This window comes from Arthrobacter sp. TRD_SC_6 (assembly GCF_055361185.1).
The window spans coordinates 3,132,933-3,146,441 of record NZ_CM143953.1 but is presented as its reverse complement, the minus strand read 5'-3'; the positions used below and the strand labels follow the sequence as shown (position 1 = coordinate 3,146,441).

The window sequence follows — 13,509 nt, the reverse complement described above, 5'->3', positions numbered from 1 at the left end:
CCCTTCGTTTAATGCAACAAACCTGACCCACCTATCTTGCCACCAAGATCATGCCCAGACGGGCAGTTATCCACAATTTCGCGCCGGTTCCGGTCGTTCGTTTCCGTTTGTCGATTCGGTGCAAGAGAATTGCTTCGGCAGTTACCGTCGGGCTGTTATGGGAACCCGACTTTGGCAAGCAGGGGAGTAGAAGTGAGTCTCAAAACCGAAAGTCCACCATCAAGCGCGCCGATGCGCCTCCGCAAGCCGTCCTGGAAGGATCCGCGGCTTCTGATCGGGCTGCTTCTCGTCTGCGTTTCCATTGGGGGTGTTGTCGCTCTCGTGAAGGGAGTGGACACCACAACGAACGTATACGCGGCAAGGGAAGACCTGCCGGTGGGCGCGGAACTATCGGAAGACGATTTCCAGCTAGTCCCCGTCCGGCTCGGTGATACCGAGAGCTCCTACCGACTTGAAGATGAGGGCATCCCTGAGAATGCTGTGGCCCAAAGCCTCGTCCGCAAGGGCGAACTCTTACCTGCGTCCAGCATTGGGTCAGCTGATGCGCTTGACCGCAAGCCGGTCGGGCTGACCGTCGAAGACCCGCTGCCAGCCGGGACGGCTACGGGGGACCGGGTGGACGTCTGGGTCTCATTAAGCGACGGGACAAATGCTTACGGCGAGCCCGAACTTCTCCTGGAAGGAGCGGAAATCTACGACTACAAGGAAGAAGACTCAGCTCTAGGGGCCAGCCAATCGGTGCGGGTGTTCGTCCTGGTCGATGATTCAACGATGCCCAAGCTGTTGAGTGCATTGTCGAATGAAGCCAGGATCGCCGTCGTTGTGAATGCGGGAGCCTGATGAGTATTCCTGTAGTCACCGTGGGCCAGGCGGCAGGAGACTGCGTGACCGGGCTCGAGCAGCTACGCGGCCCCGTGACGGTCGTCCGCCGGTGCGAGGAATTCACGGAAATGATTGCGGCGTGCCAGACCGGCATCGCGCGGGCGGCGATCATCACTTTCGATGCCGGCGTTCTTACGGCCTCCCTGGTTGACCGGCTTCGCGCGGCTGATGTCGCCGTAGTGGCGCTCGTCGCGGACGACGACGCCGCGGAGCGTCTGCGTTTGCTGGACGTAAGGCATGTCCAGGTCGACGTCGAGGCGTCCGTTCTGGCCGATGAGGTTTCGGCCGCTGTAGCCGACCTTGATCGACAACGGGAGCAGCGGCAGGACAGTTCCTTCGCCGACACCTCCCGGGCACTTGCCCCTCGAATGCCCTCGCCGGAGCCAGCCTCTGAGCCTGAAGGTGCGGGACGGGTGATCGCCGTGTGGGGCCCTACCGGCGCTCCCGGCCGCACAACCGTGGCCGTCAACATTGCCGCCGAACTCGCCGCGTCTGGGTCGAGCGTCCTATTGATCGATGCAGACACCTATGGTGCCAGCGTGGCCGCTTCCCTAGGGCTGCTGGATGAGTCTGCCGCCCTCGCGCAGGCATGCCGCTTCGCTGACCAGGGAACATTGGACACCACTGTATTGAGACGCGTGTGCGCGGAAGTGCTGATCAACGGCAGCTCCCTCAAGGTGCTCACCGGTATCACGCGCCCCGACCGTTGGGCCGAAGTGCGGCCGTCGGCGCTCACCCGCGTGGTCCAGGTGGCCCGCGGTATTGCAGACACCATCGTGATCGATTGCGGGTTTGGGCTGGAGGCGGACGAAGAACTCAGTTTCGATACCTTGGCGCCCCGGCGGAACGGCGCCACCCTGCGCTGCCTTGAACTCGCCGACGAGCTCTACGCAATTGGCGCCGCTGACTCCATCGGGGTGCCGCGCCTGGTCAGGGGACTGACGGAACTGGAGGAGGCAATTCCGACGGCGTCCCCGCGCGTTCTGTTCAACAAGGTCCGTGCCTCGTCGGTAGGGCGGTCACCGGAGCGGCAGCTGCGCGAAGCATGGGGGCGGTTCGGGCCTTCATCGGTGATCTCGGCTTTTCTTCCGGCCGATTTCCAGGCCGCTGATGCAGCCCTGCTCGCTGGCTCAACGCTCTGCGAGTCAGCGCCCACCTCGCCGCTGCGCCAGGCAATTGCATCGCTTGTCGTTGCACCGGTTGAACAACGTCGGCGAAGCTCTACTGGAGCACCTCACAACGAAATGAAGTTTTCAGGCAACGGCGTTAGGCTCTCACAGTAAGGGGGTCGCAAAGGGGCGGCCTTTCATTTCGTTACGGAGGCGGTTCATGTCGTCTGGATCCAGCACCACGGAACAGTCCAGCTCTGACACTTCACTCACCGAGTTCATCTCGCACTACTACCAGCACCTCGCAGAGGACGACGCCGGCGCCTACTCGCCGGACGCCCTTGCGGAACGTGCGCTAAAGCATCGCTCGGCGGCCGCGATCCGGCCAACCGGTGTTGCCCGGGTGGATGTCTTCGATCAGGAGGATGCCAGCGTCGTCCTGATCGTCACCGACGACATGCCGTTCCTGGTGGACTCAGTCACCGCGGAACTGGTGCGGCAAAGCGCCGCCATTCGCTTGGTTGTGCATCCGACATTCGTGGCAGTCCGGGACCGTGAGTCCCATGAGCTGCAGCGTTTGCGGCGGGTGCCTTCGACTGCCGGGATTTCCAGCGGTGACACAGCGGCGCTGCCAAACCTCTCGGAGCTTGGCGCTACGAGTGACACCAGCGCCCACGTTGAGTCGTGGATCGCGGTGGAAGTGGGGCGTATCGGCGATTCCGCCCGAAAAGCGGCCATCATCGACGGGCTGCACCGGGTGCTTGCAGACGTGCGTGCGGCTGTTGAAGACTGGCCGCCGATGCGTAGCAAGGTCCGCGAGATTGCCCGTGCGCTGGAGAGTGTTCTCCAATCCGCTGGGATCCCGGATCTTGACCAGGCGCAGGAACTGCTGACCTGGCTCGACAGCGGGAACTTTACTTTTCTTGGCTACAAGGAATATGACCTTGTCACGGAGGACGGCGAAGACGTCCTGCGCGTGCGCGGGGAGAGCGGTCTCGGCCTGCTGCGTCACCCTGTCGACGGGCGCGCAGTCCAGCACCTGACCCAGGCAGGCAGGGCGAAAGCACGCGAGAAGCAGGCACTGGTCATCACTAAGGCCAACTCCCGCTCGACCGTTCACCGCGCAGCCTACCTTGACTACATCGGTATAAAGCAGTTCGACCAGCAGGGAAACGTGTGCGGTGAGCGCAGGTTCATTGGACTGTTCGCCACCAGCGCTTACACAGGCTCGGTGCGGAATGTTCCGATCGTGCGGGACAAAGTCGCAGAGGTCCTCCGACGCTGCGGTTTCCCCTCGGACTCCCACTCCGGCAAGGACTTGCTGTCGATCCTGGAAACCTACCCGCGCGATGAGCTTTTCCAGATTGAAGTCGATGACCTGGTGACGACTGCCCTTGGCATCCTGCGGCTCCAGGAACGTCGCCGTACGCGGCTGTTCCTGCGCCCGGATACCTACGGCCGGTTCATGTCCGCGCTGGTCTACCTTCCGAGGGACCGCTATACCACCAGCGTCCGGCTGCGCATTGAAGATGAGCTCCGCCGCACCTTCAATGCTGAGTCCATCGACTACGAAGCCAGGATGAGCGAATCCGCGCTGGCTCGGCTGTTTTTCCGGATCCGCCTACCCAAGGGTGCGGAGGTGGAGCACGTGCTTGTTTCGGAACTTGAGGAGCGGCTTGTGGGTGCCGCCCGGTCATGGGCCGAGGGCATCGACGAGGTGGCGCGCGGCAGGTTCAACCATCGTGAGGCTGAGCAGTTCTCCCAGTTGTGGGCTGAGGCCTTCCCAGCGGCCTACCGCGTTGATTACGAGGTCGAGGATGCGCTGGAGGACATCGAGAGGTTCTCCCTGTATGACAGGCCCGACACCACCGGCCCGATCATGCACGTCTACGTACCGACTGGTGCTGGAGCGAACCTCGAAGAGGACGCCCGCCTCAAGCTGTACCTGACGGAGCCCAAGAGTCTGAGCCAAATCCTTCCTTTCCTCCACAACCTCGGACTGGAGGTGCTCGATGAACGTCCATTCGAGATCGAGCGGTCTGACGGGCGCGACTTCTTCTTGTATGACCTGGGGCTGAAGTACCCGAACGGGGTTGACCCGGAAGGCACGGCGACCCTGCTCGAGGAGGCTTTTGCGGCCGCCGTCGCACTTTCCAGCGAGTCCGATTCATTTGATCGCCTGGTGCTGAGGGAAAACCTGCTCTGGCGCCAGGTGGTCATCCTGCGCAGCTACGCGAAGTACGCACGGCAGCTGGGCAACATGAACTCGTACGGATTCATCAGCGACACGCTCCTTGCCAATCCAGAGGTGACACGGTGCCTGGTGGCCCTGTTCGAGGCACGTTTCGATCCGGATCTCGCCGATGAAGAGCGGGAAACGACGACGGCGGCGGTCCGCAGCGAGCTCGAGGCTGGTCTGGCGGACGTGCCCACGCTTGACGCCGACCGGGTGCTGCGCACCATTGGCAACCTGATCGAAGCCACGCTGCGAACCAACTACTTCCAGAACAAGCGCCACGTCAGTTTCAAGCTCAACACCTCGATCATCGAAGGTGCACCGTTTCCGCGGCCCAAGTTCGAGATCTGGGTCTACTCTCCCCAGGTCGAAGGCGTCCACCTCCGTTTCGGGGCGGTCGCCCGTGGTGGCCTGCGCTGGTCGGACCGGCGCGAGGACTTCCGCACCGAGATCCTGGGGCTGGTGAAGGCGCAGACGGTCAAGAACGCCGTGATCGTCCCAACTGGGGCGAAGGGCGGCTTCTACGCCAAGCAGCTCCCCGATCCCACGGAGGACCGGGCGGCCTGGATGGCCGAAGGGCAGTCAAGCTACCGGACGTTTATCCGGGCGCTGCTCGACATTACCGACAACCTGGTCACCACCGAGGAGGGGGAGATCGTTGTCCCTCCGGAACGTGTCGTCCGGCATGACGGCGACGACAGTTACCTGGTGGTCGCCGCGGACAAGGGCACTGCCTCCTTCTCCGATATCGCGAACGAGCTTTCAACGGAGTACGGGTTCTGGCTGGGGGACGCCTTCGCGTCCGGCGGCTCCGTGGGCTATGACCACAAGGTCATGGGTATTACCGCTCGGGGCGCATGGGAGTCCGTCAAGCGCCACTTCAGCGAGTTCGGCGTTGACACCCAGACGGAAGACTTCACCGTTGCCGGCGTTGGTGACATGAGCGGAGACGTTTTCGGCAACGGAATGCTGCTATCCGAACATATCCGCCTGGTGGCAGCGTTTGACCACCGCCATATCTTCCTTGATCCCAACCCCGCCGCACCGTCGTCTTTCGCTGAACGCAAGCGTCTGTTCGAACTGCCGCGGTCTAGCTGGGAGGACTACAATGCCGAGCTGATCAGCGACGGCGGCGGCATCTTCCCGCGTCACGTGAAGTCGGTGCCCATTTCCAGCCAGGTGCGCACGGTGCTCGGCCTCGCCGACTCCGTTGAGACCATGAGTCCGCCGGATCTGCTGAGGGCAATCCTTTCGGCACCCGTGGACCTGCTCTACAACGGAGGCATCGGCACCTACGTCAAGGCTTCCACCGAGACCCATAACGACGTCGGCGACAAGGCCAACGACGCGATCAGGGTCAACGGCAATGAACTGAGGGCACGGGTCGTTGGCGAAGGTGGGAACCTTGGCATGACCCAACGCGGCCGGATTGAGGCCGCACTCAATGGGGTCATCCTCAACACCGATGCCATTGACAACTCGGCGGGCGTGGACTGCTCGGACCACGAGGTGAACATCAAGATCTTCGTGGACCGCATGGTGCGGACCGGGCGGCTCCCGGCGGAGGAACGCGCGGAGTTCCTGCACTCCATGACGGGTGAGGTGGCTCAGCTCGTACTGAAGGACAACATCGATCAGAACGTGCTGCTTCTGAATGACCGGCAGCGGGTCCTCGAGTGGAGTCCCAGTTTCGAGCGGTTGATGGACTGGCTTGAAACCAATGCCGACCTCAGCCGGGAGCTTGAAGCGCTCCCGACCAACAGTGAACTGCGTGCACGCACTGAACAGGGCCAGGGTCTCACCTCACCGGAACTGTCCGTGCTTGCCGCCTACGCCAAGATCGAGCTCACCAAGGCGCTCACCCGGAGCGATCTCGCCGACGACCCGTACTTCAAGGACACCCTCCGGAACTACTTCCCCAGTCAGTTGGTCGAGCGCTTCGACGAGGAACTCGATACGCATCCGTTGCGGCGAGAGATCATCTCGACGGTGATAGCGAACGACATGGTGAATATGGGCGGGATCACCTTCGTTTTCCGCGTCATGGAGGAGACTTCGGTTTCCGAATCCGTGGTGGCCCGCGCCTTCGTTGCCCTGCGCGAAATCTACGAGCTGGACCGCATCATGGACGAGCTCGCGCTCCTGCCGGCCAGCTTCCCGACAGAGCGCTGGACCACGGTCCACCTCGACATCCGGCGGCTTCTTGACCGGGCCGTGCGGTGGTTCGTGAACCACGTCGGGCGGGGCACCTCGGTCGAGGAAGACATCGCAGCGTTCAAGCCGCTGGTCGATCCTCTGCGCACCAAACTGGTCAACTATGTTCGCGGTGGTGACCTGACACGCGTGCGGACCTGGTTTGAGCGGGCAGAAGAATGGGGACTTCCGGATTCCATCGCGCAGCGCTGGGCCGAACAGTTCGAATCCTTCGGACTCCTTGACGTCGCGCTGATTTCCCGCCGTATCGACGAACCTGTCGAGCGCATCGCTGAGGTCTACTACGCGATCTATGACCGCTTCAATGTGGACAACCTGCTGGAGCGGATCACTTCCCTGCCCAGGGAGGACCGTTGGCAGGCTCTTGCCCGGGCCGCGCTTCGGGATGACCTGTATTCCACGGTGGCCGAGATGACCGTGTCGGTGATGAACAGTTCATCCCATCTGCTCCCCGCCGAGGCCACCAGCAGGCTTCGGGAATGGGAACAGCAGAATGTTGAACACCTCGAGAGGGCAAAGAAAATGTTCGCCGAGGTGAACCAGCTGGAACGCGATGACATGGCTTCACTCTCGGTTGCGTTACGTTTATTGCGTTCAATCGTGCGGTGACCGTGCGGTAAGTAACCGCACGGCAAGTAGAGGAGAAACAGGTTGGCGATCTTCACGGACCCGATCCGCGAACACACAGGATTCGCTCCTGGCGATGCGGAATGGCTACACCTTCTGGTGGGGGACTGGCAGATGGTCGCCGACCTCGCCTTCGCCGACCTTGCGCTGTGGTTTCCACTGCACGACGGCGGATACGTAGCCCTCGCGCACGTGCGGCCGTCGACGTCGCACACGGTATTTCACAGCGACTTCGTCGGTGAGCGCATCCGCGCCGACCTTTTGCCCCTCGTCGAAAAGGCGTGGGAAAGCCAGGCGATCGAGCGGTCCGGTGAGACTAACTGGACCACCGAGATGGCCATGCGGGTTGAGGCCGTTCCGATGGTGCGCAACGGACGCACGCTCGCAGTAGTCACTTCGCACATGGACCTGTCCAGTTCGAGGATGCCCTCACGGCTTGAGCTCACGTACCGGCAGTGCGCGTACGACCTCCTTCGGATGGGCACACTCGGGTTGTGGCCCGACTTCGCTACTCCTACCGGTTCCCGGCGGGGTGCCCCTCGGGTGGGAGACGGGCTGATCCGGCTCGACGTTGACGGGGTCGTCCAATACGCAAGCCCGAACGGCGTCTCGGCGTTCAGGCGCCTGGGGGATGTTGAGACTCTGGAGGGCAGGCCGCTTGCCGAGATTGTGACCCCGCTCCTGAAGGACCGCCGCGTTGTCGATGAGACACTTCCGCTGGTCCTGACCGGGAAAATGCCCTGGCGAACCGAGATTGAGTCGCGCGGAGTGAGCCTCTCGCTTCGCGCCATACCGCTCCGGGATGAAAAGGACCGCTTCGGTGCGCTGGTGCTTTGCCGCGACGTGTCCGAACTGAGACGGCGGGAGATGGAACTGGTGTCCAAGGACGCCACCATCCGCGAAATCCACCACCGGGTTAAGAATAATCTCCAGACTGTGGCGGCCCTGCTTCGGATGCAATCCCGACGGATGGTCAGTGACGAAGCAAAACAGGGGCTGGAGCAGGCGATGCGGCGGGTGGCTACTATCGCTCTCGTCCACGAGACGCTGTCGCAGGGCTTGTCGCAGAGCGTCGACTTTGACGAATTGATTGCGCGCCAGTTCCGGTTGTCCGCCGAGGTGGCCTCGCCAACCCAAGCCGTGCGCACCGAGCGCTCCGGCGAGTTCGGCGAACTGCCGAGCGATTTCGCCACCCCGCTGGCGCTGGTGATCAACGAACTAGTGACCAACGCCGTGGAACACGGGCTCGCGAATCAGACCGGAACGGTATGGCTGACTGCGGACCGGAGCGAGGCTGAGGACGGTGAGGTCCTTTCAGTGACCGTGGCAGACGACGGCGTCGGCCTGCCAGCGGAGAGCTATAGCGAAGGTCTTGGCCTCCAGATTGTCCGCACGCTCGTCACGAGTGAGCTTGGTGGATCGATAGAGTGGTCTTCCCGGGAAGGCGGAGGCACTGAGGTGACCATCGCGATGGGCATCCGTCACGAGGCAGGGGCGCCGGACGCTTTGAAGCGGCGGTAGGCCGGCGTCTGCAACACCAACGCACACTTCGCACCACAACGTACACGTCAGAGGGAGGGCACCCGCAGGTGCCCTCCCTCTGACAATGCTGTTCTTCTGGCCAGTCCTATGAGGCTCGGCGGGCCCGCGCGGCGCGGCGCTTGAGCGCACGGCGCTCGTCTTCACTCAGGCCACCCCACACTCCGGCGTCCTGTCCGGATTCAATTGCCCACTGCAGGCAGGTGTCAACCACCTGGCAACGGCGGCAAACGCTCTTCGCTTCTTCGATTTGAAGCAGTGCAGGTCCGGTGTTGCCCACGGGAAAGAACAACTCAGGGTCCTTATCGAGGCACGCGGCACGGCTACGCCAGTCCATGCGGATCACTTCTCCTTACGACTCGTGCGCTTTTGTGAAAACATTCACGAGTGGTGTCATAGTAAAGGGGGCCACTACGGCCCCCGCTTTTCCTTCATCAAGGCTGTCACGTTACGTGTGAGCAAACAAGAGGTAACCGGAAGGTAATTGACTCAAACGGTGAGGGATGCGTCACACAGTTGACACCAGGCTGAGCTGTCGTAGCTGTGATCGACTATGTCCGGTAGGGTGCCACTGTGTCAAGACCCCCTGAACAGACCGTTTCCCAGCCATCAAACAGGCCCTGGGGAGTCGTAGTCGTTGCGGTAATCCTGGTGTGTGAAGCGTTGGCGCTTCTCGCCGCGGCGGGTTGGTTCCTTTTCGGTCTCATCTCAAGTACGCCGGCATCGCTGGGCGGGGCGATCTTCATGCTGGTCCTGCTCGTGTTGTTCGCAGTCTGGCTGCTCGTCGTCGCACACTTCTTTCACCGCGGCTACAGGTGGACGCGGTCCGCAGCGCTGGTTTTCCAGTTCTTCGTCATTGTTGTGGCTGTACCGACTCTTACCGCAGGAGTCCTCTTGCTGGGTTTGGGCATGCTGATCCCGGCGGTGCTGGTCCTACACCAGCTATTCACCCGCCCTGTGCTTGCCTACACCGGCAGAACCGGCGAGGGAACACTTCCAGCCCTCTAGACCGAAGCGTCAACCGGGGGTTGTTCGTCACTGGCAACCTGGACCTCAACTGCGCCGCCGCTGTCGATCAGGAAGCCCCGGCCCGGAGCGCCCCGCCCGTTCACATCCAGCCGTGTTCCGAAGACGTCGCCGTCTGACGGCGAACGTGCTCCCATGACCAGCCCCATCGGCGAGGTGCGTATGGCAGCGGCCAGTGGTATCGCAGCGACCGCCGCCGGGGAAGCAGAGGTGACGAGCACTGCCCGGGCGCCTGCCGCAACCACCTGGGTGAGGAGCTGATGGTTCTCCCGGGGGAGTTGGTCGGCGTCGTCAACCAGGAAGAGGACGTCCGGCGTTGCTGACGCAACGGACTCCCGCCAAGCAGCTTCCGGGGTGTGCGGACTAAGCAGCACCGTCCGGAGCCCGGTGGGCGCATGGCGCGCAAGGACCCGGAGCGCGTTCGAGCGGCCCGACGCCGGTGTTCCTACAATGAGGGCTGCTCCTCGCGGTGGGAGCGTTAGATACTGCGTCCTGAGGTCATCGCCACCCACCCCAATGGGCAGGAGCACCCGGTGGCCGTCGAACGTCCCGCGGACAAGCTCGGCACCCGCCACAAACGGAGGTAGGGGAGCCACCGGGAACGGTTGGCACTCGGGTTTGCGGGAGGGAATCACGGGTGCCTGAAGAATGAATTGGGCCACCGCGCTGTGCGGACTGCTGATACGGCCCTGCACGAAGGCGCGCCCAGGCACGGCGTCCAACGCCGGCATCTTGGGCCAGGCGAGCAGCGATTCCGGGCTGGTTCCCATGGGGAAGTAGGCCCTGTTGGGAAGTATCGGGAAAAACCTGCTGGACAGAAGTTCGCGGTCACCCCCGATCAGGAGGGTCACCCGCGCCGCTTCACCGTCCCGTGCAATGTCCTGCAACGCTTCCTCCGCCCAGGCATACTTACCGGACCGCAGGGAGTTCGCCCAACGCCCCCAGCCCGAAACCAGGACCGCAATCGACGTTCGGTCCGGCCCATCCTCGGAACTGCCCGCGCCCACGCGCTCTTGTATCAGTTCGGATATGCGCTGCAGGATTCGTGCCCCGCGTCTGACCTCACCTGCCCCGACGTATGCCCCAACCTGTGGGAGGCCTACGAGAGATCTCAGGCTTCCGTCGCCGTCTAGGACGTAGAGATGAGTGTCCTTCCGGTGCTTGACCAACTGGCCCGCAACCGCGTTCAACGCTGCACTGAGACCCCCAGCCGGTTGGCCGACGAACGCTAGGTGCGCGTCCCGCTCCGGGTTCCAGGAGAGCCGGTACTGCGCCTGGACGTCGGGGACGTCGAGCAGCCCAAGATCCGGCTCGCCCGGCTCGTTGCCGGGCTCGCCGGCGCCGGGGAAGAGCAGATTGGGCAGGGGTGGCTTGACTGGAACTCGCAAAGGGGGAAGCGCGACTTCTCCCGATGCCCGCCGCACTGCGTCGATCAGCGTAATGAGCGCCGGTGCAGTGCTGTCCGGCTCAACGGCTGGCTCAAGGTGGTCGGCTCGTCCGAGGTAGAAGGCAAGGGAAGTCACGGCGACCCGGCGGGCTGTTGGTGCTGCCGACGTCGTAGCCGTCTGGAACTCGACGGGGGTTTGCCCGCCAACACGGATGTAGCCCCGTCCCCGAAGGTGGAGTGGCACCGTGGAAGCAATGGTCGATTCGAGGACGTCCTGGGATTCCATCGGCGTCTGCATGCGCAGGGCAATGCTCGTGGTGACATTTGCGCGGATGTCGGAGGTGACCGCCCCCTGCGGACGCTGGGTGGCGAGCACGAGGTGGAGTCCGAGCGAGCGGCCAAGTGTTGCAATCCGCATCAGCTCATGGACTGACCCGGGCACCTCCTCGGCGAGCATTCGGAACTCGTCAATGACGATTGCGAGCCGTGGGAGAACGCGCCCGGTGGCCCGGTATTCCAGATAATCGGTAACTCCGGCCCCTGCGAACAGTCCTTCCCGGCGCTTCACTTCGGCCCTGAGGGAGACTAGCGCGCGGGTGACCGAAGCCGGTGAAAGATCGGTGAGCAGTCCGGTGACGTGGGGCAGGCAGGCCAGGACGCCCAACCCTGATCCACCCTTGAAATCGATGAAGAGGAAATTCAGGTCAGCCGGGGAGTAATTGATGCCGAGGCTGAGTACGAGTGTGCGTAACAGCTCCGACTTGCCTGCTCCGGTGGTACCGGCGACCAGGAAGTGTGGCCCGTCCCCAACCAGGTCGACAGTCATGTCACCCTCCCTCGAGGAGCCGATGACCGTATCGAGACTGGAACCGTCGGAAGGATCCTGCCAGCGGCGCGCCACGCTGTGGGGGTCCCAGGCAACGAGCCCGCTCAGGCTGACCTGGCTGGGCAGGGATTTGGCAGGCTTTCCGTTATTGGTAAGCCTCGGTAGTGAACCAAGGCCGCGTGCTATCCGCTCGAAGGTATCCGCGCACACGTAGTCCGCCTCGAAGCGGATCTTGCCTGCCGGAGCGCTAAGTATGGGTTCCAGCGCCGTGTAGTCGATGGCCCAACCGGGTCCTCCTGCGGTGGTGGCAGGAGGGCAGAATCTGTACAGCCTGACCTTCGGCAGGCGCACCACGGTGCCCGCCTGTTCACCGAACAGCAGGAGGGTGGAACAAGACCCCGAACTGATGAGTTGGTCGAGGTCGACACGGCTTGTGACGAGCTGAACCCGGGGAAGGAAACGGGCAGGATGCGGCAGGGATTCGGGTGGCCCGTAGCAGACAATGCCGCCCGAATCTTCCAGCAAGGACAGCTGGAGGAGGATTAGGTGGGCCACGTCCGTCAGCGTCTCCTCCGACCCGGTGACGGTCAGATTGAGAGGTCCATCGCCGTCCGGATTGAAGAGCGGGATGGCCAGGGGGGCGCCGGAGACAGTGGGCGGACTCCATTCCGGCGGCGTGGGTTTCACGAGCAGGATGGCGGGCTGGTCCGCGGCTCCCAACCGTAGGTACCGGCCCCTGCACGACGGCGGCTCACCGGTGCCCGCCAACTTTCCGGAGCGCTGCCGCACGGCAATCAAAGCAAGGTCCGCGACCTCGGGAACTGCCCGCCGTCGTCGTTCCCTGTCCTTTTCCGCAGCGGCAGACACCGCAGCACCGAACGCCGCCCGTTTGCGCCGTCCGGTCATCAACGGAATCAAGCCAGTCACAGCTGAGAGCGCGCTGAACGCGAGGAAGAACCACATTCCGGTAGTGACGGCCAGGACAACGCCCAATACAAGGGGCAGGAGAGCCGTCACCAACAGCAGGCGGTTGGGTTCAGGGGGAGTGGGCGCGGCAACTTCGCAGGGCTCGGTCAGATCGATGGCGTCGACAGCGGTAACTGGCGTGTCGATGAGGACCAGTGAGCACTGGCTCGCTCCCATCCGGATGAGCGAATCGGTGGTGATTCCAGTCTCGATCACGCGCGAACCGTTAACCCACACGCCGTTGGCGGAATCACGGTCCTTGAGGGTGATCGCCTCATTGGTCACGGTAAGGACTGCGTGGATACGGGAGAGTTCGGGATCGTGGATGGTGATCTCGGGAGCGCTCCGCCCGATCCTATATACACCGCGTGCCAGCGGGATCAGCTTCCCGGCGTCGGGACCGGTATGGACTGCAAACAGGAGGTTCGCGGACAAGGATGGTGTGCTGATTCCCGGATCGGGTGACTGCGCCGCGACAATCACGGCGCCGTCAATCAGCGGTGGGTCCCCGGGATTCATCTGCTCTAGAGGTAGGCCGTCGATGAAGAAGTGCGTTGCGCCCGTCCGCATGGCCAGCTCCACCCGAACTGAGGCGCCCGAACTCGCCAAGGCTGTATCGACGACGATCTCCTCGGTCGCGGTACCGGAGGGAAGCGTGACCGCAGGACCGGCCGCGAGAGTGAGGTGCAGATCCATG

7 protein-coding genes are annotated in these 13,509 nt (G+C 63.2%); 5 read left to right on the top strand and 2 right to left on the bottom strand.

Going from position 1 to position 13,509, the window contains the following annotated elements:
• The first annotated feature begins 192 nt into the window (after positions 1–192).
• From ACWA1U_RS14910 to ACWA1U_RS14895, 4 genes are read left to right on the top strand one after another with little or no spacing between them, the layout of a single operon-like run.
• Positions 193–840 (top strand): SAF domain-containing protein, encoded by a 648-nt coding sequence (locus ACWA1U_RS14910; protein WP_463722936.1) that lies wholly within the window; start codon positions 193–195, stop codon positions 838–840.
• A complete protein-coding gene (locus ACWA1U_RS14905; protein ID WP_463722935.1) occupies positions 840–2,165 on the top strand; it encodes an AAA family ATPase in 1,326 nt (441 codons plus the stop codon). Before ACWA1U_RS14910 ends, ACWA1U_RS14905 begins: the two co-directional genes overlap by 1 nt.
• A gap of 46 nt (positions 2,166–2,211) precedes the next feature.
• Positions 2,212–7,050, top strand: coding sequence for an NAD-glutamate dehydrogenase (locus ACWA1U_RS14900; protein ID WP_463722934.1), 4,839 nt, complete (start codon positions 2,212–2,214; stop codon positions 7,048–7,050).
• Between the two features lie 42 nt (positions 7,051–7,092).
• The gene (locus tag ACWA1U_RS14895) at positions 7,093–8,589 is read left to right on the top strand and encodes a sensor histidine kinase (RefSeq protein WP_463722933.1); all 1,497 of its coding nucleotides are present in this window, start codon (positions 7,093–7,095) and stop codon (positions 8,587–8,589) included.
• A gap of 106 nt (positions 8,590–8,695) precedes the next feature.
• Here ACWA1U_RS14895 and ACWA1U_RS14890 read toward each other — a convergent pair whose 3' ends face one another.
• On the bottom strand, positions 8,696–8,944 hold the full coding sequence (locus tag ACWA1U_RS14890) for a WhiB family transcriptional regulator (protein ID WP_019483052.1): 249 nt from the start codon (positions 8,942–8,944) through the stop codon (positions 8,696–8,698).
• 236 nt (positions 8,945–9,180) lie between these two features.
• Here ACWA1U_RS14890 and ACWA1U_RS14885 point away from each other — a divergent pair, with 236 nt between their 5' ends.
• Positions 9,181–9,615, top strand: a complete 435-nt coding sequence (locus ACWA1U_RS14885) for a hypothetical protein (protein WP_463722932.1) — start codon at positions 9,181–9,183, stop codon at positions 9,613–9,615.
• On the opposite strand, the gene ACWA1U_RS14880 is transcribed toward ACWA1U_RS14885, so the two are convergent.
• Positions 9,612–13,508, bottom strand: coding sequence for an FtsK/SpoIIIE domain-containing protein (locus ACWA1U_RS14880; RefSeq protein WP_463722931.1), 3,897 nt, complete (start codon positions 13,506–13,508; stop codon positions 9,612–9,614). The two genes, ACWA1U_RS14885 and ACWA1U_RS14880, sit on opposite strands and share 4 nt — an antisense overlap.
• Between the last annotated feature and the right edge of the window lies 1 nt (position 13,509).

Bases quoted from the DNA above. Each gene is read 5' to 3' on its own strand.
- ACWA1U_RS14905 (WP_463722935.1), top strand. From the start codon at position 840: ATGAGTATTCCTGTAGTCACCGTGGGCCAGGCGGCAGGAGACTGCGTG.
- ACWA1U_RS14900 (WP_463722934.1), top strand. From the start codon at position 2,212: ATGTCGTCTGGATCCAGCACCACGGAACAGTCCAGCTCTGACACTTCA.
- ACWA1U_RS14890 (WP_019483052.1), bottom strand. From the start codon at position 8,944: ATGGACTGGCGTAGCCGTGCCGCGTGCCTCGATAAGGACCCTGAGTTG.
- ACWA1U_RS14880 (WP_463722931.1), bottom strand. From the start codon at position 13,508: ATGGATCTGCACCTCACTCTCGCGGCCGGTCCTGCGGTCACGCTTCCC.